General features: G+C 62.4%; 20 protein-coding genes, 1 tRNA gene and 1 riboswitch. Of the genes, 11 read left to right on the forward strand and 10 right to left on the reverse strand.

All coding sequences use genetic code 11. The features are described 5' to 3' along the window. Nucleotides 1–4 precede the first annotated feature (4 nt). Entirely contained in the window at nt 5–997 is a 993-nt protein-coding gene (locus ACFOGH_RS13745) for an MDR family oxidoreductase (RefSeq protein ID WP_380073642.1), read from the forward strand. Here the strand turns inward: ACFOGH_RS13745 and ACFOGH_RS13750 are convergent. After that, on the reverse strand, nt 994–1,602 hold the full coding sequence (locus tag ACFOGH_RS13750; protein WP_380073643.1) for a sugar transferase: 609 nt from the start codon (nt 1,600–1,602) through the stop codon (nt 994–996). The genes ACFOGH_RS13745 and ACFOGH_RS13750 overlap by 4 nt on opposite strands. Then, nucleotides 1,599–2,426, reverse strand: coding sequence for an NAD-dependent epimerase/dehydratase family protein (locus tag ACFOGH_RS13755; protein ID WP_380073644.1), 828 nt, complete (start codon nt 2,424–2,426; stop codon nt 1,599–1,601). Before ACFOGH_RS13755 ends, ACFOGH_RS13750 begins: the two co-directional genes overlap by 4 nt. Before the next feature lie 94 nt (nt 2,427–2,520). Between ACFOGH_RS13755 and ACFOGH_RS13760 the strand changes: the two genes are divergently transcribed. Next, nucleotides 2,521–3,774, forward strand: coding sequence for a DNA polymerase IV (locus tag ACFOGH_RS13760; RefSeq protein ID WP_380073645.1), 1,254 nt, complete (start codon nt 2,521–2,523; stop codon nt 3,772–3,774). Nucleotides 3,775–3,866: 92 nt separating this feature from the next. Here ACFOGH_RS13760 and ACFOGH_RS13765 read toward each other — a convergent pair whose 3' ends face one another. After that, nucleotides 3,867–4,724, reverse strand: coding sequence for an N-formylglutamate amidohydrolase (locus tag ACFOGH_RS13765; protein ID WP_380073646.1), 858 nt, complete (start codon nt 4,722–4,724; stop codon nt 3,867–3,869). A gap of 182 nt (nt 4,725–4,906) precedes the next feature. On the opposite strand from ACFOGH_RS13765, the gene ACFOGH_RS13770 reads away from it, so the two are divergent. The 3 genes from ACFOGH_RS13770 to ACFOGH_RS13780 all read left to right on the forward strand — a co-directional run bounded on the left by ACFOGH_RS13770 (nt 4,907) and on the right by ACFOGH_RS13780 (nt 5,922). After that, a tRNA-Val gene (locus ACFOGH_RS13770) sits at nt 4,907–4,981 on the forward strand. 71 nt (nt 4,982–5,052) lie between these two features. Beyond that, a complete protein-coding gene (ykgO, locus tag ACFOGH_RS13775; protein ID WP_023666132.1) occupies nt 5,053–5,178 on the forward strand; it encodes a type B 50S ribosomal protein L36 in 126 nt (41 codons plus the stop codon). Between the two features lie 123 nt (nt 5,179–5,301). Beyond that, the gene (locus ACFOGH_RS13780) at nt 5,302–5,922 is read left to right on the forward strand and encodes an FMN-binding negative transcriptional regulator (RefSeq protein WP_380073647.1); all 621 of its coding nucleotides are present in this window, start codon (nt 5,302–5,304) and stop codon (nt 5,920–5,922) included. A gap of 71 nt (nt 5,923–5,993) precedes the next feature. On the opposite strand, the gene ACFOGH_RS13785 is transcribed toward ACFOGH_RS13780, so the two are convergent. Continuing rightward, nucleotides 5,994–10,073, reverse strand: coding sequence for a WG repeat-containing protein (locus ACFOGH_RS13785; RefSeq protein WP_380073648.1), 4,080 nt, complete (start codon nt 10,071–10,073; stop codon nt 5,994–5,996). A gap of 138 nt (nt 10,074–10,211) precedes the next feature. Between ACFOGH_RS13785 and ACFOGH_RS13790 the strand changes: the two genes are divergently transcribed. The 4 genes from ACFOGH_RS13790 (at nt 10,212) to ACFOGH_RS13805 (ending at nt 13,762) form a co-directional block, all read left to right on the forward strand. Beyond that, nucleotides 10,212–10,820, forward strand: coding sequence for a glutathione S-transferase family protein (locus ACFOGH_RS13790; RefSeq protein ID WP_380073649.1), 609 nt, complete (start codon nt 10,212–10,214; stop codon nt 10,818–10,820). Nucleotides 10,821–11,067: 247 nt separating this feature from the next. Continuing rightward, nucleotides 11,068–11,628, forward strand: coding sequence for a ubiquinol-cytochrome c reductase iron-sulfur subunit (petA, locus tag ACFOGH_RS13795; protein ID WP_380073650.1), 561 nt, complete (start codon nt 11,068–11,070; stop codon nt 11,626–11,628). Nucleotides 11,629–11,640: 12 nt separating this feature from the next. Continuing rightward, entirely contained in the window at nt 11,641–12,954 is a 1,314-nt protein-coding gene (gene petB, locus ACFOGH_RS13800) for a cytochrome b (RefSeq protein ID WP_380073651.1), read from the forward strand. Between the two features lie 19 nt (nt 12,955–12,973). Beyond that, nucleotides 12,974–13,762: a cytochrome c1 gene (locus ACFOGH_RS13805; RefSeq protein ID WP_380073652.1), complete on the forward strand. Its 789-nt coding sequence runs from the start codon at nt 12,974–12,976 to the stop codon at nt 13,760–13,762. Between the two features lie 47 nt (nt 13,763–13,809). Here the strand turns inward: ACFOGH_RS13805 and ACFOGH_RS13810 are convergent, their stop codons facing one another. From ACFOGH_RS13810 to thiB, 3 genes are read right to left on the reverse strand one after another with little or no spacing between them, the layout of a single operon-like run. Then, nucleotides 13,810–14,505: a thiamine ABC transporter ATP-binding protein gene (locus tag ACFOGH_RS13810; RefSeq protein WP_380073653.1), complete on the reverse strand. Its 696-nt coding sequence runs from the start codon at nt 14,503–14,505 to the stop codon at nt 13,810–13,812. Then, complete coding sequence (locus ACFOGH_RS13815) at nt 14,492–16,036, reverse strand: thiamine/thiamine pyrophosphate ABC transporter permease ThiP (protein ID WP_380073654.1); 1,545 nt, start codon at nt 16,034–16,036, stop codon at nt 14,492–14,494. Before ACFOGH_RS13815 ends, ACFOGH_RS13810 begins: the two co-directional genes overlap by 14 nt. Further along, nucleotides 16,012–16,995, reverse strand: coding sequence for a thiamine ABC transporter substrate binding subunit (thiB, locus tag ACFOGH_RS13820; protein ID WP_380073655.1), 984 nt, complete (start codon nt 16,993–16,995; stop codon nt 16,012–16,014). Before thiB ends, ACFOGH_RS13815 begins: the two co-directional genes overlap by 25 nt. A 36-nt stretch (nt 16,996–17,031) precedes the next feature. Beyond that, a riboswitch (TPP riboswitch) is annotated at nt 17,032–17,152 on the reverse strand. Between the two features lie 308 nt (nt 17,153–17,460). On the opposite strand from thiB, the gene aroC reads away from it, so the two are divergent. After that, nucleotides 17,461–18,561: a chorismate synthase gene (aroC, locus tag ACFOGH_RS13825; RefSeq protein WP_380073656.1), complete on the forward strand. Its 1,101-nt coding sequence runs from the start codon at nt 17,461–17,463 to the stop codon at nt 18,559–18,561. 238 nt (nt 18,562–18,799) lie between these two features. Beyond that, nucleotides 18,800–20,182: a PIN domain-containing protein gene (locus tag ACFOGH_RS13830; RefSeq protein WP_380073657.1), complete on the forward strand. Its 1,383-nt coding sequence runs from the start codon at nt 18,800–18,802 to the stop codon at nt 20,180–20,182. An 11-nt stretch (nt 20,183–20,193) separates the two neighbouring features. Here the strand turns inward: ACFOGH_RS13830 and ACFOGH_RS13835 are convergent, their stop codons facing one another. From ACFOGH_RS13835 to ACFOGH_RS13845, 3 genes are all read right to left on the reverse strand, one after another. After that, nucleotides 20,194–21,069, reverse strand: coding sequence for a ParB/RepB/Spo0J family partition protein (locus ACFOGH_RS13835; protein ID WP_380073658.1), 876 nt, complete (start codon nt 21,067–21,069; stop codon nt 20,194–20,196). A gap of 61 nt (nt 21,070–21,130) precedes the next feature. Further along, nucleotides 21,131–21,442 carry a 2Fe-2S iron-sulfur cluster-binding protein gene (locus ACFOGH_RS13840; RefSeq protein WP_380073659.1) on the reverse strand — a complete coding sequence of 104 codons (312 nt, stop codon included), beginning with the start codon at nt 21,440–21,442 and terminating at the stop codon, nt 21,131–21,133. Between the two features lie 76 nt (nt 21,443–21,518). After that, nucleotides 21,519–22,820 carry a glutamine synthetase gene (locus tag ACFOGH_RS13845; protein WP_380073660.1) on the reverse strand — a complete coding sequence of 434 codons (1,302 nt, stop codon included), beginning with the start codon at nt 22,818–22,820 and terminating at the stop codon, nt 21,519–21,521. Nucleotides 22,821–22,827: the final 7 nt, after the last annotated feature.

Consider the following 22,827-nt stretch of genomic DNA (forward strand, 5'->3'; position numbering starts at 1 on the left):
ATCCATGAGCTTTCGCGCATTGCTGGTGACAAAGGCCGAGGATGGCAGCATCTCGGCGGCGGTTGAGATGCAGGACGATACCGCCCTGCCTGCGGGTGAGGTGACGGTGGCGGTCGAATATTCGACCCTGAACTACAAGGATGGGCTGTGCCTTGGCCCCGGCGGCGGGCTGGTGCGGACGTATCCGCATATCCCCGGCATCGACTTTGCTGGCAGCGTCGAACACAGCGACGATCCCCGCTACGCCCCCGGCGACAAGGTGGTGCTGACCGGCTGGCGCGTGGGCGAGGCGCATTGGGGCGGCTACGCAACCCGCGCCCGCGTCAAGGCCGACTGGCTGGTGCCGCTGCCCGCAGGGCTGACCACGCGGCAGGCGATGGCGGTGGGCACGGCGGGCTTTACTGCCATGCTGGCCGTGATGGCGCTGGAAGATCACGGGCTGACACCCGGCAATGGCCCGGTGCTGGTGACGGGCGCGGCGGGGGGCGTGGGATCGGTCGCCACGGCCATTCTGGCGCGGCTGGGGTATGAGGTTGCCGCTGTCACCGGACGCCCGGAAACCGCCGATTACCTGTCCCGCCTTGGCGCCGCCCGCATCGTGCCGCGCGCCGATCTGGCGGAAACCGTCAAGCGCCCGCTTGAGACGGAAGTGTGGGCCGGTTGCGTCGATGCCGTCGGCGGTGCCATGCTGGCGCGCGTGCTGGGGCAGATGCGCTATGGCGCGTCGGTCGCCGCCGTGGGCCTTGCGGGCGGCTCTGCCCTGCCTGCGTCGGTGGTGCCGTTCCTGCTGCGCGGTGTCAATCTGCTGGGCATCGACAGCGTGATGTGCCCGACGCCACGGCGGTTGCAGGCATGGCAACGCATCGCCCGCGATCTGCCGCTGGATCTGCTGGAAAGCATGGTGCAACCCGCCGCTTTGGCAGAGGTTCCGGCACTAGGGGCGGCGATCCTGAAGGGCGATGTGCAGGGCCGTGTTGTAGTTGATGTGAATGCCTAAAGCGGCAGGCGCTTGAACACGGTTTTCAGCATCAGGTAAAAATCAAACCGCAGATTGCGCCGCTTTTGATACAGCAAATCCAGCTTGGCCTTGCGCGGCACGCAGGCCCGCGCATAGACCGCATCGGTTTCTGCCGCCGTCTTGCAGCGCGCCAGCAGCAATTCCTCGTGCCGATGATAGACGATGGTGGCAAGGCCGGTGATGCCGGGGCGTGATTTCAGCACTTCGGCGTAAATCTCGGGGAACCGCTCGACATATTCGCGCAGCGGCGGGCGCGGGCCGACAAAGCTGATGTCGCCTTTGAGCACGTTCCACAACTGCGGCAACTCATCCAGCCGGGTGCGGCGGATAAACCGTCCCGTGCGGGTGATCCGGCTGGCCTTGTCACCGCCCGAAACCCCGGTTTCCGCAGGCCGCACCGTCATGCTGCGGAACTTTGCCAGCTTGAAGCTTTGGGTGGGCGTTTTCATCCGCTCGGCCCAATAGATCACCGGGCGACCATCCATGATCAGGATGGCCAGCGCCGTGAGTAACCCCAACGGCAGCAGTGGGATGGCGAGCACCAGCACCGCCAGCACATCCAGAAAGCGTTTCATCGGGGTCATTGTGGGCCTCGGGCAGCGTGCCATTCGGCCACCATCGCGGCGGCGTCTGACTGGTTTTCGGAAAAGCGGTAATGCTGCGCAAGCTTGCTGCAATCAAGAGTAATCCGTTGATAGGCGGTCGCGGGTGCCGCCTGACACTGCCAATCCGCCTGCGCCGCCTGCGCCAGATCGGCCATCGCAACCGGCTGCGGCGCGCCGATGTTCAGAATGGGCGGCAGGTCTTGCCCCAGCAGTTTGGCCAGCACATCCGCCAATGTCACCGGGCCGATATAGCTGCGCACCGGGCTGCCGCCATCGGCAAAGCGGTCGATTCTGGTGGGCTTTCCGGGCTGCATCCCACCCAGCAAAGCATCCGCCCCGGCCACGTTGCCGATCCGCAGCGCCGTGATCGCCAGCCCACGCGCGCGCCAGCGGTCGGCCACCGCCTCGGCCTCCAGCTTGGCGCGGCCATAGTCGTTGACCGGATGCGTCCGGGTATCCTCGCGGCAGGGCAGACCGCCATTCACCCCATAAACCGCCGAGGATGACGCCAGCAAAACCGGCCCGATCCCCGCCTGCACCGCTGCCGCACAGCAGGCCTCAGCCAGTTGCGCGTTCAGCGTCAGATCGCCGCGCACCGCCCCGGCCAGCACGATCATCGCGTGGAACTGCCGCGCTGGCGGCAAGGCTTCCGTCAGCGGCTGCCATGCCATTTGCGGCAAATCGCTGGCCAATCCCGCGCCGCGATGCTGCAAGGTCGGGGCAACACCGCCCCGCACCCAAGCGCGCGCCAGCAAGCGGCCCACGCGCCCGCTGGCCCCCACCACCAAAGTTTGATTGATCACATTGCCCATCCGGCCCGTTATACCGGGATTCCCCGGCCAAGCCAGCCATCTGCCCGCGTGGACAACCCTATCCGCCATCTGGCATAATCCCGCCATGCCCACCCTCTGCCGCGATTGCCTGACCCAGTTCGATGCCGGTGCGCGCTGCCCCAAGTGCCGCTCTCCGCGTCTGCTTGCGCATGCCGAGTTGAACAGCCTCTCCATCGCGCACATGGATTGCGACGCCTTCTATGCCAGCGTGGAAAAGCGCGATAATCCTGAACTGCGCGACAAGGCGGTGATCGTGGGGGGCGGCACGCGGGGGGTGGTTTCCACCTGCTGCTATCTTGCCCGGATCAAGGGCGTGCGCTCGGCGATGCCGATGTTTCAGGCGCTGAAACTCTGCCCCGAGGCCGTGGTGGTGAAGCCGCGGATGTCAGTCTATGTCGAAGCCTCGCGCGCCATCCGCGCGATGATGGAGGTGCTGACCCCCGCGATTGAACCGCTTTCGCTGGATGAGGCATTTCTGGACCTGACCGGCACCGAACGCCTGCACGGCGCGCCGCCTGTGGTGGTGCTGGCGCGGCTGGTCAAGCGGATGGAGGAGGAGTTGGGGCTGTCTGGCTCCATTGGTCTGTCGCACAACAAGTTTCTGGCCAAGATCGCGTCAGACCTCGACAAACCGCGCGGGTTTTCGGTGATCGGGCGGGCCGAGACGGAAAGTTTCCTGCGGCCCAAGCCGGTGCGGATCATCTGGGGGGTCGGCACCGCCAGTCAGGCGGCGTTGGAAAAGGCCGGCATCCGCACCATCAACGATCTGCTGCGCTGGGACCGCGCCGATCTGACCGCCCGCTTTGGCAGCATGGGCGACAGGCTGTGGCATCTGGCGCGCGGGCAGGACACGCGGCGGGTGACGCGGGATGAGAAACTGAAGTCGATCAGCAAGGAAACCACGTTCTTTGAGGATACCTCGGACCCTGATCTGCTGGACGGGCATCTGTGGCGGCTGGCCGAGCAGGTGGCGGACCGGGCCAAGGCCAAGGCGCTGGCCGGGCGGACGGTGACGCTGAAACTGAAGCGCGGCGATTTCCAACTGATCAGCCGCCGCCACAGCCTGACCGACCCGACCCAGCTTGGCGACCGGATCTATCGGGCCGCGCGGGCCTTGTTTGATCAGGTGGGCAACAAGGGGCCGTATCGGTTGATCGGGGTGGGGATCAGCGAGCTTGCCCCCGAGGCCGAAGCAGACCTTTCTGCCGACCTTTTGGACCCCAATGCGGGCAAGAGAGCGGCAGCCGAGCGGGCCACGGATGCGATCCGGGCGCGGTTTGGGCGTGAGGCGATTATCAAGGGACGGGCGCTGCGGTAGCCACAAGAGCTTCGCCGCCCCGGACTTGATCCGGGGCCTCTCCGCTGCCCATGAGGCCCCGGATCAAGTCCGGGGCGCCGGGGTGTTGGGGGTTATTCCGCCGCCAGCGGCAGGCTGGCGCGACCGATACCGGCGATTTCGGCGATCACCTCGGCCATCAGGGCGCGGAAATCGTCAAAGCCCGCGTGCGGGGTGATCGTCGCCTCGTCCATGTACAGACCGCGATCAATTTCCACCTGAATCACATGGCGGCGGGCCGAAGGGCGGCCATAGCTTTGCGCGATGAAGGCCCCGGCGAAAGGGGTGTTGCGCGCGACCCGCAGGCCCGCGCGCTTGAACGCGGCCTCGACTGCATCCATCACATGCCGCCCCGCCGCCGCGCCAAAGCGGTCCCCCAGCACCACGTCGGGTTTTGGCTGACCGGGGCGACCGTGGCCCTCGATCGCCTCATGCGGCATTGAGTGGCAGTCGATCAACACGGCCTCGCCAAAGCTGGCGTGAGTCTCCTCCAGCAACTGCCGCAAGGCGCGGTGATAGGGGTGCCAGACCTCGGTAATCCGCGCCTCGGCCTCGGCCAGCGGGAGTTTGCCGCGATAAATCAGCCGCCCACCCGAGACCACACGGGGAATCACCCCAAGGCCGGATGAGATGCGCGGATTATGCGGCACGCGGGCAATGCCCTCGATGACGGCAGGGTCAAATTCATCCGGCGCGCGGTTCAGATCAAGATAGGCGCGCGGCACATCGGCCACCAGCAGGGGCGCACCGTGGCGCGGTGCGCTGCCAAACACTTGATCGACAAAGGCATCTTCCGATGAGCGAATCGCCGCACTCGACAGCACCGTTTGCGCCAGAAACGCCGCCGAATAGGCCCGCCCAGAGTGCGGCGAGGCAAACACCACAGCCGTATTCTGCCGCTCTGGCCGATGGATCTGGTAAACCTGCGACACGCCACACTCCTGTTACTTTGTGATATAACTGCAAAATATCCTTTGCCGATACCCCCCTTTACCCCCTTGAACAGCCTGCCGACTCTGTTTATAGCCCAGCCATCCGACGCGGTTCCGCCCGCGTCCTTTTGTTTGGGTCGCAAGGCTTGGGCGAAATGTGGGGGCGGGAACGTCAGGTTTGTGGGCGGTTAGCTCAGCGGTAGAGCACTACGTTGACATCGTAGTGGCCACTGGTTCGATCCCAGTACCGCCCACCATTCACCGTTCCCTTCGGGGGGCTACGCTTTTCAACTGGCGCGAAGACGCGCCGCGAACAAGGGAGACAGCCATGAAGGTTGCAAACTCGCTCCGCTCGCTGAAGACGCGTCATCGTGATTGCCAGGTCGTGCGCCGCAAAGGCCGCGTCTATGTGATCAACAAGACGCAAAAGCGCTACAAGGCCCGTCAGGGTTGATCGCGCGCAGCAGCACCGAATAGGCCGCCGAGAGAAATCTCTGGCGGCTTTTTCATTTGCTGCGGTTGCCGCAAGCAAGTGCGCCGATGAGGCGGAACAGATTTCAACAGTCAAAGGCCAGCCATGCACCCCAATCCTGCGTTCCGCGCCACGCCGATGGATCAGAATCTGGCTTTCGCGCGGGCGCGGGGCTTTGGCGTTTTGTCGGTGAACGGGGCCGAGGGGCCCTTGGCCGCGCATGTGCCGTTCTTGCTTTCGGCAGACGGGGACTTTGCCGAATTGCATCTGGCGCGGTCTAACCCGGTGGGGCGGGCGGCTTTGGCGGGGCCGATTGCGGCGCTGATCGCAGTTTCCGGCCCCGATGCCTATGTCTCGCCCGATTGGTATGGCGCAGATGATCAAGTGCCGACGTGGAATTACATCGCGGTGCATCTGCGCGGGGTGCTGCAGGCCTTGCCCGAAGATCACTTGCGCGACCATGTCGATGCCTTGTCAGCCGAGCATGAGACTCGGCTGTTGCCAAAGCAGCCGTGGGTGTCGGACAAGATGTCGGAAGGGGCGATGCCGCGAATGATGCGGATGATCTTGCCGCTTCGGTTTGATGTGACGGCGGTTGAGGGCACCTGGAAGCTGAACCAGAACAAGACGCCAGAAGTGCGGGCACGCGCAGCCGATCATCTGGCGCAGCAGACCGATCCCGGCGCGCAGGCCATCGCCGCGCTGATGCGTCGGGATTTGGCATAGCCTGCCCCCTTCCCCTCGCCGCCCCGGACTTGATCCGGGGCGGCGAGGGGAAGGGGGCAAGCGATCAGTGCCTATTGCAGCGGCGTCAGCGCAGCCACAGCAACCCAGCCCAGCGCCTTGCCATCCTTGGCGATGCGGGCAAAGCCGTCTTTCTCTTCGATCTTGTAGACGCCCGCGAACACGCCCTCCGCGATAACCTGCACCTGCGCGCCCGCCGGGGCGTCCAGCACAGCGGTGCCGCCTGCGACCACATGCGTCAGCGTGGCGGGGAAGCTTTCGGCGCTGGCATCCAGCACGGAAACCTTTGATCCCAAGGCGAAATCGCTGCCCTTGATCGACATTTGCGGCACTTGCCGCAGGCCGAAGGCGGCGAAGGAAACCTCGGGCACTTTCACATCCAGAAAGCTGGCGAGTTCGGTGACTTCGATGGTGGCATTGCCGTTGGTATCAGCCTGCCCCATCGCATCCAGCATCGCCCAGGTCATCACGCCATGGCCGTTATAGCCTTCCAGCGCCGGGGCGTCGTCGGTCGAGGCGGACAGGATCGTGCGGCCCATCGCGCGGGTCAGCCGTTCGACCGCCGCCGATTGCGCCATCGCGGCATCGACAGATCGCGTGCCGGTCAGGCTGCCGCTTTCGCAGGTGTCATAGATCATCACCGATTTCTTCGCCTTGACCCGCGCCGCCCATTCCTGCCAGCGGTCTTGGTCGATGCCCTTGGCGCGGATCGGATCATCACCTTCAAAGCGGAAGTCCTGCGGGATGAAGTAATACTTGCCCTCAACCGTCTTGCCATGCCCGGCAAGGAAGAACAGGAACACATCCTGCGATTTCGCTTGTTTGCCCATCTCGGTGAAAGCCGCGTCCAGCTTGGCCTCGGTCACGTCACGGTCCAGCAGTGTGGTGACATTCACCGATTTGAACACCCCCGCGCCGGATTTTTTCATCGCATTGGCAAAGGCTTGCGCATCGGCTGCGGCGTATTTCAACTGCAGGCGGCCATCGGCATAATCGTTCACGCCCACTGCCAGCACGTAAAGCGACGGCGGTTCCGAACTTGCAACGCCATCCCACGTCACCACCATTTGCCGGGGGGGCGAGGCGACGAGGCCAGCGGCGTTATAGGCCACCACCTCGATGATATTCTCACCGGGGTCGAGCGCCACGCGGGTTTTGGCGGTGGGCAGGTCTTCGTCCAGCGCCACGGGCGCGCGGGTGGGCTGCACTTCAACCGTCATGCCGTTCAGCCGCCATTCGACGCGACCGATGCCGCCGCCTTCGTCCTGCAATTCGATCTCGACCTCGTAGTCAGGCTCCGAGGATTTGGCGGTGGGCAGTTTGAAGCGGGTGATCGGCGCGGGGCCAGAACCAAGGACGCGGGCAAGGTCCAACTCTGCCGCCGCCTTCGCCACCAGTCCATCGGGGTCGCCCGCCAGTTTCGCCGCCACCAGATCGGGGCGATACAAGGCCTGATAGACCTGATCGACCGAGAACGCCCGCAGGCCGTTTGACACCGACACCAGTTGCGCACCGTTGGGAGAGGCCGCGAAGAAGCCTTCGGGCGTCAGCATCAGCCATTCGCCATCGGGGGTTGCCAGAAACTCGGCCAGCAGCGCGCCGGATTTCAGATCATAGGCGCGGTGCAGGCCCACCGGATCAATCACCACCCCAACGCGCCCGCCCAGCACGGCGGCACGGTGGCCATCGACGTTCAGCGCGCGAAACTCGGCGTTCAGTTCATCGCTGTAGGGCAGCGAGGGGTCGTAATCGACATCGGCCAGAAAGGCATTGGCTTCATCCTGGCTCAGCGGGATTTGCGCCATGGTTTTCATATCAAACGCGGCGGCCAAACCCTCCTCTAGCCCCGAATAGAGGTAGAACCGATCCCCTGCGGGTTCGATCTGTTCCTCCACCCCAAAGCTGGCATCACTCATCGCCACATGCGTTTCTAGCCGTGCCTGCGCAAGGTTCCACACCCAGACGCCACCGCCGCCATCGGTGGTGAAAAACCGATCCCCGTCCAACAGCGCTGTGCCATTCTGCGCATTGGCAAGCGGCGTGGCGAAGGTGGCCTGTTTGGTCAGCGTTGCCGGATCAACCGTCAGAATATCGGTGCCTTCCGAGCCGATCAGAACAAGCCCGCCATCGGGCGAAAAACTAAGCCTGTCCAGCGCCGACATCGCGCGCGGCATCCCCTTGGCCTGCGCTTCTGCCGAGTTATCAAGGTTTTGCGCGGCGATCTCTTTGCCATCTGCAAGTGTCAGCGTAGCCAGATAGGCGACGTAGGGATCGGATTGCGTGGCAGAATAGGCCAGCGTCTTGCCATCGCCCGAGATATCCAGCGTCATCACACGATCAATGCTGGCAGGCAGATCAATGCGGCGGCTGCCGGTTTCGGTGATCACGGTCAGCCAGTTCTGCGGTTTGTAAAACCCATCCGGCTGCTGCACCAACTGATTGCCTGCCATCACCAAAGTGCCATCCGGCCCAAGCGCGATTGTCGGAATCGCCGTGGTCAGGCCCATGGCATATTCGGGCGGCGGGCCTTCGGGCACACGCGCCAGAATCTCGCCAGTCAGCGCGCGGCGCACCAAGCCACCTTGCTGATTTGCCGCCCAGATTTGTGTCGAATCGGCGGTGAAACGCAGTTTATGCGCTGGGTCTGCCATCGCAGACAGCGCGGCACCCGTCGTCAGGTTCCAGATACCGATCTCGATACCATCGGTCATCGCCAGCAGTTTGCCATCGGGCGAGACGACCATATCCAGCACCGGGCCTTTGAACGGGTGCAGGCGGAACACCTCGGCCCCCGTCAGCGCATCCAGCACCGCGATATGGCCCGAGACATAGCCTGCCAGCACCAAATTGCTGGCGGGCAGCAGCATGGCTTGGGTCAGATCGGGCTGTTTGACCTTGCGGATCAGGCGGTGGCTGCGCATGTCCCACAGCGCGAGTTCAGCGTTGAAGCCATTGGCGAGCACCGTCAGCATCACCGTGCCGTCTTGTGCAAAGCTGATGGAATGCAACGACACATCATCCTGCGCGACGTAGTAATGCGGGTTTGACGGCACCAGATCGAACGCTTGCGTCTGGCCTGCTTGTGCGGCGGCCAGGCTGGCCAAGGGCAGGTTGAAGCGGGTGGCGGGATCGGTGGCATCAGGGGCAATCACGCCCCAAAGATCGCCCTGCCGCACCGGAATCACCCCGCCGTCATGCCGCCAGAAATCGTCAAACTGCGCAGCGGCGACCTGTTCGCCGTCTGGCGTGATAAAGCCGCGTTTGTCGCCGATCAGCACGCCTGCAATGCCATCGGCAAAGCCATAGGCGCGGTCAAAGGTGGCGGGAATCACCATCTGGTTTTGCTTGTTGATATAGCCCCATTTGCCATCCGCGACCTGCACCGGCGCGAGGCCTTCCGAGAAATCGCCCGCAGCTTTGTAATCGCCGCCAAATTCGATGCCGACGCCGTAGGGCGTGGCATAGCCCCAGCCCAGATCGGCCTGCACCGCCGCATAGCCATCGCTGACGGGCCGTGTTGCGACGAATGGCGCATCATCGCCGATCACCATGGAGCCATCGGCGCAGTTGATCTGCACCCAGCCGCCGGGCAGTTTGACGGCAACCATGCCCTCGGATGGCGGCAGCGCGTCTTGCACGTCGGACAGGGTTTGCACGAATGGCTCGGCCCCGCCGGAATAGCTGACGAAAGTGTTGTTCTGCGTGCCGGTGATGCAGGTGCCGTCATTGGCCAGCAACGTGTCGAACGGCAGCGGCGTGGTGACGAAATTGCCATCGGGGGCGAGTGCATACCACATGCCTTGGTATTTGAACGGCGTGTAGGTGGCGGGTTTGCCGATGGCGTCGTAATCAAAGCTGGCAATCACCGCGCCGGACAGATCGACCGTGCCCCATTTGCCGCCCTGCTGCACCGGAAACCAGCCCTGCCCCGGATCGCCCACGGCTTGATACTGCGGGGTCGCGACCCATTGGCCATCGCGCCCCATCAGCCCCCAGAGATCACCCTGCTTCAGCGGCACCACACCCTGATGCGCGGCCCCGGCATCCTGAAAACCGGGCTTGGCGACCCATTGAAACGCATCTTGTGCCATCGCGGGTGTGGCAAGGAAGGCGGCAAGGATCAAGGCGCGCACGGTCAGGCTCCGGTTCGGGTTGCGACAGCCTGCGACGGGGTGGGCGCGGTTGGCAACTGACAAGTGTTGTCATGGGCGGCGCTGCACGGCTTAACTGTCGGCATCCAAACGAATCATCGCCTTGTCATCGGAGACCCCATGCGGCTTTTTTCATCCCCCACCACACCCTTCGGACGCAAGATCATGGTGCTGATTCTCGAGCTTGGGCTGCGGGACAAGATCGAGGTTGTCGATGTGATGGGCACACCGCTGGCCCCCGGAACACTGCCTGTGGATCAGAACCCGTTGGGCAAAATCCCGGCGCTGCAAACCGATGATGGCGTGATCTATGACAGCCGGGTGATCAGCCGCTATCTGAACGACCGGACCGGAGCAGCGCTGTATCCGACCGGGGCGGCGCTGTGGAAAACCCTGACACTCGAGGCCACGATCGACGGTATTCTCGAAGCGGCACTAGCAATGGTTTATGAAGTGCGGCTGCGCCCCGCTGACAAGCAATTCCCGGAATGGATTGAAGCACAATGGCTTAAGGCCGCACGCGCGCTGGACGCCATCGAGACCGAATGGATGGATCAGCTGTCCGGCCCGCTGACCATGCCGCAGATCGCGATGGGCTGCGCGCTGGAGTATCTCGATTTCCGGCTGGATGCGCGGGGCTGGCGCAATGGGCGGCCCAAGCTTGCGGCATGGGTGGCAGAGTTTGCCAAACGTCCGTCGATGGCTTCGACGAAACCCGTGGCGGTGTAACACTGGAAACCTGACAAAATCGCTTTACTTGCTGCAGATGGGCAGGGAATCGTCAGCCTCTAGGAATGAATTGCGTAGCTTCAAGGTCGCACTTCGCGAAAAGCTGATTTCCGCTGCCCCTGCGCGCCTTTGTCCGCTGGACGACCGCGCTTTCTGTGGCTAAACCCGGCCTGCAAGGCGCCGGGAAACCGGGGCCGCATTGATATATGGGTCGCGCGCCTCGCGGCCTTTGAAGGGAGAAGTTCTCGTGTCCCACGCAGACGATCACGCAGGCACCCGCAGGGATTTCCTGTATTACGCAACCGCCGGGGCGGGCGTTGTTGCCACTGGCGCAGCGGTTTGGCCGCTGGTCAACCAGATGAACCCCTCGGCAGACACCCGCGCGCTGGCTTCGATCATGGTCGATGTCTCGGGCGTTGAGGCTGGAACCCAGATCACCGTGAAATGGCGCGGCAAGCCGGTGTTCATCCGCCGCCGCACCCCGGACGACATCGAAAAGGGTCGCGCCGTCGCGCTGACCGATCTGGTCGACACCAACGCCGAAAACGCCAACCTTGATGCGACCGCCACGGCGGAAGACAAGAACCGCACGCTGGATGAAGCGGGCGAGTGGTTGGTGATGATGGGCGTTTGCACCCACCTGGGTTGCGTGCCCTTGGGCGACGCAGGCGATTTCGACGGCTGGTTCTGCCCCTGCCATGGTTCGCACTACGATATGGCTGGCCGTATCCGCAAAGGCCCGGCGCCGCGCAACCTGCCAGTTCCGGTGGCGAAGTTCGAAAACGAAACCACGATCAAGCTCGGGTAAGGGATAGAAAACATGGCCGGAATTCCGCACGACCATTACGAACCAACGCCGGGCTTTCAAACCTGGCTGCACAAGCGCCTGCCGATCGTTGGCATGGCTTACGACACCTTGATGATCCCGACGCCGAAGAACCTGAACTGGATGTGGATCTGGGGCATCGTTCTGGCGTTCTGTCTGGGGCTGCAAATCATCACCGGCATCGTGCTGGCGATGCATTACACCCCGCATGTCGACTTTGCGTTCAAATCCGTTGAACACATCATGCGTGACGTGAACGGCGGCTATATGCTGCGTTACATCCACGCCAACGGCGCATCGCTGTTCTTCTTTGCCGTCTACCTGCACATCTTCCGCGGCCTTTACTATGGCTCGTACAAAGCCCCGCGCGAAGTGACCTGGATCATCGGCATGTTGATCTATCTGGCGATGATGGCGACCGGCTTTATGGGCTACGTTCTGCCCTGGGGTCAGATGTCGTTCTGGGGTGCCACGGTGATCACCGGCCTGTTCGGCGCGATCCCCGGCGTTGGCCCGACCATTCAGGAATGGCTGTTGGGTGGCCCGGCCGTGGACAATGCGACGCTGAACCGTTTCTTCAGCTTGCACTACCTGCTGCCCTTCGTGATCGCAGGCCTTGTTGCCCTGCACATCTGGGCTTTCCACAACACCGGCAACAACAACCCGACGGGTGTTGAAGTTCGCCGCGCCTCGAAGGAAGAGGCCGCGAAAGACACCGTGCCGTTCTGGCCCTATTATGTGATCAAAGACCTGTTCGCGCTGGCTGTGGTTCTGGTGATCTTCTTTGCCGTTGTCGCCTTCATGCCGAACTTCCTGGGCCACCCCGACAACTACATCGAAGCCAACGCGCTTTCGACGCCTGCGCATATCGTGCCGGAATGGTACTTCCTGCCGTTCTACGCCATCCTGCGCGCCTTCACCGCCGACGTTTGGGTGGTGCAACTGGTGCATTTCGTGACCTTCGGCATCGTCGACGCCAAATTCTTCGGCGTGGTCGCGATGTTTGGCGCGATTGCGGTCATGGCGCTGGTGCCGTGGCTGGACACCTCCTCGGTGCGTTCGGGCAAATATCGTCCGAAGTTCAAGGCGTGGTTCTGGCTGCTCGCCATCGACTTTGTGGTGCTGATGTGGGTGGGTGCAATGCCGACCGACGGGATCTACCCCTACATCTCGCTGATCGCTTCGACCTACTGGTTCGCGTATTTCCTTGTGATCATGCCGCTGTTGGGCGTGTTGGAAAAACCGCTGCCGCAACCCGCTACGATTGAAGAAGACTTCAAGTCGCACTACGCCGAACCGGCTGAGTGAGAGAAAGGAACTGACTGAGATGTTTCGCAAAATCGCAATCAGCGCTGTCTCTGCACTGGGTCTGATGACGGGCGCTGCCTTCGCGGCAGAGGGTGGCGGCCATGTCGAGGACGTGCCGTTCAGCTTTGAGGGCCCGTTCGGCACCTACGACGAGCATCAGCTTCAGCGCGGGCTTCAGGTTTACACCGAAGTCTGCGCGGCTTGCCACGGGCTGAAGTTCGTGCCGATCCGCGCGCTGTCGGATGAAGGCGGCCCGCACCTGCCCGAAGATCAGGTGCGCGCCTATGCCAAGAACTTTTCTGTGACCGACAAGGACACGGGCGAAGATCGTGATGGCTTGCCGACCGATAACTTCCCGGCCAACACCGGCGCAGGCGCTCCCGATCTTTCGCTGATGGCGAAGGCACGGGCGGGCTTCCACGGCCCCTATGGTCTGGGCATCAACCAGTTGCTGCACGGCATCGGTGGCCCGGAATACATCGTCTCGATCCTCCACGGCTATACCGGTGAGGAAAAGGAAGAAGCGGGTTCGACCTTCTACGAAAACCACACCTTCTCGACCGGCTGGATCAAGATGCCGCCGCCCTTGGCCGATGGTCAGGTGGAGTTCGCCGACGGTTCGCCGAATGACGTCAAGCATATGGCCGAAGACGTGGCCGCTTTCCTGATGTGGACGGCAGAACCCAAGCTGAACGCCCGCAAGGACGTGGGCTTCAAGGCGGTGCTGTTCCTGATCATCCTGTCGTCGCTGCTGTATCTGACGAACAAGCGGCTTTGGGCGAATGTCAAAGGCAAGAAACTGCACTGATCCTGCGGATCACGCTGCAAGAAAAACCCCGCCTCGCGCGGGGTTTTTTATTGGCCGAGATAGTCTATCAGCGCTTGCGGCGGGCTGGCAAACAGCGCCGCCGTCAGCACTGGCGGCTGCGCCACGCCATCCGCCACCAGCACGGTTTTGCCCGCAAAGCGTTTGGCATCGCTGGGGTCATGCGTGACCATCAGCACCGTCGCCCCGGTCTCGGTCGCAACCTCGTCCAGCAAATCCAGCATCTCGGCCTTCAGGGCTGGCCCAAGTGCCGCGAAGGGTTCGTCCAGCAGCAGCACAGGCCGCGCCCGCAGCAAGGCGCGCGCCAAAGCCGCCCTGCCCTGCTGCCCGCCCGAGAGCTGACCGGGCTTGCGCGCCCCCATGCCTCCCAACCCCACGCGCGCCAGTGCCGTGTCGATTTGGGCAACCTGCACAGGCGTCAGGCGCAGACGTGGGGACAGGCCCAGCCCAAGGTTCTGCGCCAGCGTCAGATGCGGAAACAGGTTCTGATCCTGAAACAGGATCGTCATTGGCCTCTGCCCCGGCGCCACCGCCGCCAGATCATCCCCCTGCCACAGCACGCGGCCCTGTGCAGGCGCGATAAACCCGGCCAAAGCCATCAGCAGCGTCGACTTCCCCGCCCCCGACGGCCCGATCAGCGCCACCCGCTCGCCCGCGCCGACAGACCAATCTGCGGCAAGGCGGAAATCATCCTGTTGCAGCACCAGCGCCTCAACTGTCAGCATAGCGACTTCCCAATCTGTCAAACCCCCAGAACAGCGCAAAGCTGATCACCACCAGCATAAGCGACCCCGCCGCCGCCTGTTGCAACCGATACGCCCCGATCAAATGCTGCACGAACAGTGGCAGCGTCGCACCGCCATCGCCCGCAAACAGCGCAATCACCCCCAGATCACCCATCGACAAGGCCGCCGCCAGCCCCGCACCATACCCCAAGGGTCGCGCCAGCCGCGGCAGCGTGACAAACCGCAACACGCTGAGCGGCGGCAGGCCCAGACTGGTCGTCAACCGGCCATAATCGGCCACGATCTGCCGCGCCTCGGGCAGCAACAGCCGGAACAGATAGGGCAAGGTCAGCACAGCGTTGACCAGCACCGTGATCGGCAGCGCCACGCTTTCCGGCGTTATGAACGGCCGCACGATCAGAAACAGCCCCGTGCCCAGCACCAGCGCACTCGCCGCCAGCGGCAACATGGCCGCCAACTCGATCACCCGGCTTTGGCTGCGCGCCGCGCCAACGGCCAGCGTCAGGGCCATGCCGGTGGCCAGCAGGGCCGACACCACCGCAACCGCAACCGAGCGGATCACCGCAGGCCACAGCCCCGTCGGCAAGGCCGCCAACCCCGGCAAGCCCTTGATCACCACCGCCAGCAGCGGTGCAAACAGAAACACCGCCGCGCCCGCAATCGCCAGCACATCCACGACCCTGCGCCAGCCACCGGGGGCCGCGATCTGCACGCTACGCCCCAAACCCGCGCCAAAGCCCTGCGGCAAGGTCAACCCCGCCGCCGCCAGCGTAATCGCCCCACACAGCGCAAACTGCACCGCCGCCAGCAGGGCCGCGCGGCCCAGATCAAATTCAAACCGCAACGATTGGTAGATAGCAAGCTCCAGCGTGCTGGCTTTCGGCCCACCGCCCAGCATCAGGGCAATCGCAAAGCTGGCGAGGCAAATCAGCAGGATCACCGCAAAAATCCCCGGCAGTTGCGCGCGCAGCATCGGTGCCTCCAGATGCCGAAACTGCGCGCCCGCAGGCAGGCCCAACGACTGCGCCAGCCGAAACCGCTCTGCCGGGATCGCCTGCCAGCCATGCAGCAGCATCCGCGTCGCCAGCGGCATGTTGAAGAACACATTCGCCAGAACGATGCCATGCAGGCCAAAGATCGACACCTCGGGCAGACCAAGCCAGACCAGCGCCGCATTCACCGGCCCGCCCCGGCCAAACACCGTCAGCAAGCCCATCACCGCCACCACCACTGGTAGCACGAACGGCGCCGACAGCAGCCGGATCAGCACACCCCGCCCGGCAAACCGCCGCCGGAACAGCGCCCGCGCCACCGGAATCGCCAGCAGGCTAGAGACCGCCGCCGACAGGCTGGCTTGCAGCACGGTAAATCGCAACGCCTGCCAATCCGCCGGGGCCAGCGCGAAACTTTCCGCCCGCACAGCCACCATCGCCGCGCTACCCAAGATCAGCGCGGCGATGGCAAGGCCTAGCCCTTGGGCCGGGCTTAGCGGGAAAGCGCGGCTTGCCATTCGGCAATCGCAGGCGCGCGGGCAGCCTCTGCCGCTTCGGCCGACATCAGCAGCGATTTCACTGGCTGAACCAGCGTTTCAAACCCCTTCGGCAGCCCTTCCGCAGGCGTTTTCGCCGGATACATCCAGTTCGTCGTGATCAGCACCGATTGCGCAGCGTCCGAGGTGAGGTATGCCAGAAACTGATCCGCCAATGCGGGTTGCGGGGCCGTCGCCAGCTTGCCCGCCACTTCGACCTGCATGTAATGGCCTTCGGTGAAAGCCGCCGCCGCCTTGCTGTCATCATTCTCGGCGATCAGGTGATAGGCGGGCGATGTGGTGTAAGACAGCACCATATCGGCCTGTCCCTCGGTGAACATGCCATAGGCCTCCGACCAGCCGGGGGTGACGGTGATGATGTTGTCGGCCAGATCCGCCCAGATTTGCGGGGCCTTGTCACCGTAGGCATCCTTCACCCACAGCACCAGCCCCAGACCGGGCGTCGAAGATCGCGGGTCTTCGATCACCACTTTCAGATTTGACGCCGCCAGTTCGGTGAACGAGGTCGGCGGAGTGGCAACCTTGGTCTTATCGTAAACAAAGGCGAAATAGCCCCAGTCAAACGGCACAAAGTTTGGGTCAGTGAACGGCACCGGCAACGAATTGGGCTGCGCCGCCACCGGGGCGAACAGCCCGGTTGCCGTGGCATCGGCGGTCAGGTTGGTGTCGAGGCCAACCACAACATCGGCCTTGCTGTCGCGGCCTTCCAGCTTGACCCGCGCCAGCAGCGCCGCGCCATCGCCTGCGGTCACGAATTTCACATCGCAGCCACAGGTGGTCTCGAATCCCTTTTCAATCGCAGGGCCTGGGCCCCACTCCGAGGTAAAGCTGTCATAGGTCAGCACGGTAAGCGTGGGGGTATCGGCTGCCGCCTGAAAGGCGAAAACAGCGAGGCCCGCAGCGAGGAGTTTGGTGTTCATTGCAGTCTCCAAGTTGCGACGGAATTGGTCGGCAATGGAGAACCCATGCACCTTCCCTCCGCCGGTATGATCCGGTTCAGGTTCGACGGGTTCGCTTTCGCATCTCAGCCTTTTGGTCGTTTCAAGAAAACGACCGGGGGCTCCCCGAGGTGGGGATGAGCATAGGGAAAACCGGCGGGGCTGCAAGGGGACTATTTGGATGGTGCCAAATGGGCGCCGGGGCATTGGCATCAAGGGTGTCGCAAATCTTGTGATTATTAACCAAGTTTCACTAGGGTGTAGATCATCCAAACACTAGATATGGTAGAAAATGCAGTCAAACCAGCTTGGACACACAAGTCATTCCCAGCTGGGAATAGCACATGCCGTGGGTCACACAAGCGTGCCAGATCGCGCCAGCAACCGCTTTAAGGGTTTATCGGGGGCATGGCTTGGCTTATTGGGGTGGCAAAGAGGAGCCCGCTCATGAGCCTGAACACCTTCGGTCATCTGTTTCGCGTTACCACTTGGGGCGAAAGCCATGGCCCGGCGATTGGCTGCACGGTGGATGGCTGCCCGCCAGGGATCAAGCTGTCAGAGGCGGATTTGCAGCCTTGGCTGGATCGCCGCAAACCGGGGACCAGCAAGTTCACCACCCAGCGGCAAGAGGCGGATCAGGTGCGTATCCTGTCGGGGGTTTTCGAAGGGGTGACGACGGGCACGCCGATCCAGTTGATGATCGAGAACACCGACCAGCGCAGCAAGGATTACAGCAACATCGCGCAGGCGTTTCGGCCGGGGCATGCGGACATCACCTACCATCAGAAATACGGGGTGCGGGATTATCGCGGCGGGGGTCGCAGTTCGGCGCGGGAAACCGCGTCTCGGGTGGCGGCGGGCGGGGTGGCGCGGGCGGTGCTGGCTTCGTTGGCGCCGGGGCTGAAGATTACCGGCTATATGGTGCAGATGGGGGTGCATGCGATTGATCGGGCCCGGTTCGAAGCGGCGGTGATCGAGGGCAACCCGTTCTGGTGCCCGGATGCCGCTGCGGTGACGGTTTGGGCGGACTATCTGGACGGGCTGCGGCTGGCCCACAATTCGGTGGGCGCGGTGATTGAGGTGACGGCCTCGGGCGTGCCTGCGGGGTTGGGGGCGCCGCTGTATGGGAAGCTGGACTCGGACCTGGCCTCGGCGATGATGTCGATCAATGCGGTGAAGGGGGTCGAGATTGGCGACGGGTTCGCGGCAGCCAGCCTGACCGGCGTTGAGAACGCGGATGAGATCAGGATGGGGGCTGCGGGGCCGGAGTTTCTGTCGAACCATGCGGGGGGGATACTGGGCGGGATATCCTCGGGGCAGCCGGTGGTGGTGCGGTTCGCGGTGAAGCCGACCTCGTCGATTTTGACACCTCGGGCAACGATTGACGGGACGGGGGCCGAGATTGATCTGGTGACGAAGGGGCGGCACGACCCCTGCGTTGGCATCCGGGCGGTGCCGGTGGGCGAGGCGATGATGGCCTGCGTTCTGGCCGACCATATCCTGCTGGACCGGGGCCAGACGGGCGGGGTTCGGGGGCAGATTGGGTAGGGTCCCAACTCGGGACCTTTTTTTGTTGTTTTATGTCAATGGGTTGAGGTAGTGGATTTAAGGATTTGTTAAGGTTTAGAGTGCCCAGAGTAGAGGACGAACAGCACAAAACCGATCAATGACTAATCTCCACGCCGAAAAAGTTATTCCGAATCATAGGTAGACTTATCGCTTTGCAGAACGCAATATTGTCAAATACTTGCTGGTGCAGCATGTATGCCGGTAAGCTACATATTAAATGCTAATTTGCAGAGGACACTCACAATTGTTGCATCGCATCTTTGTTGACACAAACTGTTTTTTACATTTGCGCGACCTAAAAGACTTACCTTGGAAGGAAATCTTCCCGAACGTAACGGAGCTTGATATTTTTGTCGCGCCTATTGTCATAGACGAGCTTGACCGTTTGAAAACTGAAAAGAATGATCGCATTAGAAAAAGGTGTCGCGCGGCCCTTAAGATGATCGAGGAGGCATCTAGGAATGTTGGTATGCGCCTCGAACTAAAAGTTGTGCCTTTTCGAGTTAATATTGTTGTCGCAGTTGCACCTCCCGTAAGCTGGTCATTGTATCCAAAGCTAGATGTAAACAGGCCCGATGATCAATTGATTGCTTCCGCTTTAACGGAACCCTTAGAAGGTCCACCTACTCTCCTTAGCTTCGATACTGGGCCGCTCATTCGTGCGAGATCTGTGAATTTGCACGCAATTAGCTCGCCTGAGAATTGGGGCTTACCTGCGCAACAAGATGAATCTGAAAAGAAGATTTCTAGATTAGAGGCCGAACTAAAAGAGGCAAAAGCCAATTGGCCTCTAATAGACGCGCGTCTAACCGGAATATTCAAAGAAGATATGATCTATTTGCCGATTCCAGAGTTGGCACCATTGTCAAACACCCAATTAGATATAATCACTGATTCGATTAGACACCAATTTCCAATAAAGGAAGTGAAAAAAACTGCTACCGTCTTTAATGGGATGACATTGGGTGTAGGTGGCATAACTGGTGAGCAAGTCTCATCCTACAGGACGGAATATGAACTGTACATAGCACGATGGAGGCAGAAAATCGCTTGCCTTCACTCGTCGATTAAAGAGGCATTTCGGTTTGGTGAAGTTAGTTTCTCCATCATAAACAGAAGCAACGTAACCGCTATAAATCTGCGGGTATCTATGAATTGCTCTGGTAACTTCATAATGATCGCTGGCGCAAGGCAGATGGAAAGCTTTGGTGGAGTGTTACAAGCTGAAAAACCGCCGTCACCCCCAACTGATATCTTTTCCAACAGTCGTTTTGAGAACCTTCAGATGCCGATGAGAGATCAGCGGCGTGATCCCACTGGTTTCTACTGGCTAGAGCCACCAGATACCAAGAAAACGGAGGCGGCTCTTGTCTGTGATGAATTTCGCGCAAAACAAAGCTATAGCACCAGTTTCTATGTCTTTGGCGATGAAAACACGATTGGGAAAATATGGCTCGAGGTGAGCGCTAAGAATCTAGACAGCCCCATACTTATAGAAGCTAACTTTAAGTCAGGAATAGAGACAGCCAATTGGAATGATCCGTTTATACTCGACCGGTTGCCGGATTGGTTGGTCGCGGCCATAGTCTCCACGCATTAGAGCGCCTCGCTTTACCTGTGACCGTTGAAGCTAGATAAAAAATACTCCGGCTGAAACCACCTCTCGATGTGGTCCATCACGTCGTCCATCAACCCGCCTTTGCGGGCGTGGGGGCCGGTGAATTTCAGGGACCAGCCGCCCGCGCAGCGTTCTCGTCTTATCGTCAGCCCCTGTTTCAGCGTCAGCAGCCGGCGCGGGCGGCCGGGTTTGGTGGGGGTGGGGTCGGACTCGGGGTCGAGGGCTTCGCTTAGCGTGGGGGTGAGGGCGGCCCATTGGGTGGGTAGGCTGGCTTTGCGGTTTTCCTTGAGAATCTGGTGGATCACCGGGGTGAGGCCGCCGCGCAGGCAGGCGGCGAGGCGCTCTATCTGGTTTTGCGACAGCAGTTCGGGGGTGGCGAAGCAATCCTCAAACTCTTCGGCGACAAGGGCGAGGGTGCGCAGGCGGGTGCGTTTCTGCTTGGTGGCGGTGGGGTGCAGGGCGGCGATGGCGGCGTCGATGGTGGGAAACAGGTCGCAGGCGACTGCGCGGGCGAGGGTGAGGCCGCGCTCCCACGGGGTGAGGTTCTCGCGGATTTCGTTTTCGGCGATCATCTGCGCCATGGCGTCGGGGATCGAGGCGGGGGTGCGCAGGAAGGCGGCGATGGTGGTATTGGTGGCGCGGTTGCGGCTGTGCAGCAGGCGGGTGGCGGTGAGGCGGCGCAGGCCCGAGATCAGGCCGTAGCGGTGGGTCTCGGTGGGTTGCGACAGGGCCCAGACCTCGATCGGTTGGCGCAGGCCGTCGCGGTGGATCGAGGCGGCGAGGTCTTCGATGGCTGTGTCGTCGAGCAGGGCGCGGTCACGCAGCAGGGCGTTGTCGAGGATTTCGGCGGTGGGGATGTGGATGATCATGGGGCCTCCTGTTGTGGGCAGGGTGCCGTGGGGGGGTTAAGGCCGGGTAAGTGGGGCGCGCTTAGCCCGGAACGTGGAGGATGAGGCCATCGAGCGCCTCGGTCATGCGGATCTGGCAGGACAGGCGCGAGGTGGGCTGGCGGTCGACGTCGGTGACGTCGAGCATGTCGTCTTCAAAGGCCGAGGCGGTGCCGGTGCGGGCGGCCCAGGCGGGATCGACGACGACGTGGCAGGTGGCGCAGGACAGCGAGCCGCCACATTCACCAATGACGCCGGGGATGTTGTGGGCGACGGCGGCCTCCATCAGCGATTGGCCGGGTTTGACGGTTTCGGTGCGGGTGGTGCCGTTGGGCAGGTGCCAGGTGGCGTGCATGGGATGCTCCGTTGCGGAAGCCGGGGGCCAGCCCCCGGACCCCCGGGATATTTGAGGACAGATGAAACGGCTGGGGTCATAGATACCAGATATACCAGTCGCGCAGGGCGTCGGGATCGAGGGCGGCGGTTTTCTCGACCTCGGTGCGTTTCATGTAGAGGTGGTTTTCAACAAGGCCCGCGCCTAGGGCATTGCTGAGGGCGGTGTCGGATTGCAGGTCATCGAGGGCTTCGGCAAGCGAGGCGGCGGTGCCGTGGGCGGCGTCGTTGGTGGCAAAGCCGTTGCCGGTTTCCATCGGCGGCAGTTTGTATTTGCCCTCATACCCCAGCAGGGCGGCTTGCAAGACCGTGGCGACGGCGGTGTAGGGGTTGGCGGCGGCGTCGGCCATGCGGTGTTCGAGGCGGGCCTTCTTGCCGCCCTCGGCGCTGACGCGGACGGTGACGTTGCGGTTGTCGCCACCCCAGTTGCACCAATAGCCCGACAGGCTGGCGGGTTGCAGGCGGTTATAGCTTTGGGCGTTGGGGGCGATCAGGCCGGCCATCGCCTTGTGGTGCTGCATCCAGCCGGCGATGCAGCCTTTCGCCAGAGCATTCAGGTTGGCGGGATCGCCATGGTCGCCATTGGCCAGCGCGTTGTGGTCGCGATTGTCGGTGAAGGACAGGTTGATGTGCATGCCGTTGCCGCCCTTGCCGGGGATCGGTTTGGGCAGGAATGTCAGGATGATCCCGTGATCCAGCGCAATCTCGCGCGCCATCTGGCGGAACAGCACCACGGTATCGACATGGGCGACGGCGGAATCGAAGGTCAGGGTGAATTCATACTGCGGCGTGTCATATTCGGCGGTGATCAGATCCAGCGGCAGACCGATTTCCTGCGCCTTGTTCCAGATCGCATCGGTGAACCGGCGCGGATCGGTGAAGTTGCCGGTGCCATAGACCACGCCGCCGGGGGTGTCGTAGGGGACGATCTGGCCGTCGTCACGGCGGATGAAAGCGTAGGCCTCAAGCTCGATGCCGACTTTCGGGGTTAGGCCGTGCTTCTCCCATGCCGCCACCGCGCGTTTCAGGGCAGAGCGCGGGCACATCGGGATGGTATTGCCATCGCCGCCATAGAGATCGCCGGTGACGACGCGGGTGTTCGGCTCCCAGCCTTGGCGGATTTCGGCACCTTTCCAGCGCAGGGCCATATCCGGCAGCCCCTCCAGACACATGGTTCCCGGCGCTTCGATCAGCAGGTCTTTGTCGTAATGCACCGAGAAGGTCGGGCGGGCGAAGCGGCTTTCATCGTCTTTCATCTTGCTGGCGGGCAGGTATTTGCCGCGCATGATCGACAGATGATCGCAGAACATCGCGCGCAGGCGCTGGGGGTGGTCAGACATGATAGCT

The organism is Cypionkella sinensis, assembly GCF_042646385.1.
In the GTDB taxonomy this organism is placed as follows: Bacteria; Pseudomonadota; Alphaproteobacteria; order Rhodobacterales; family Rhodobacteraceae; genus Cypionkella; species Cypionkella sinensis.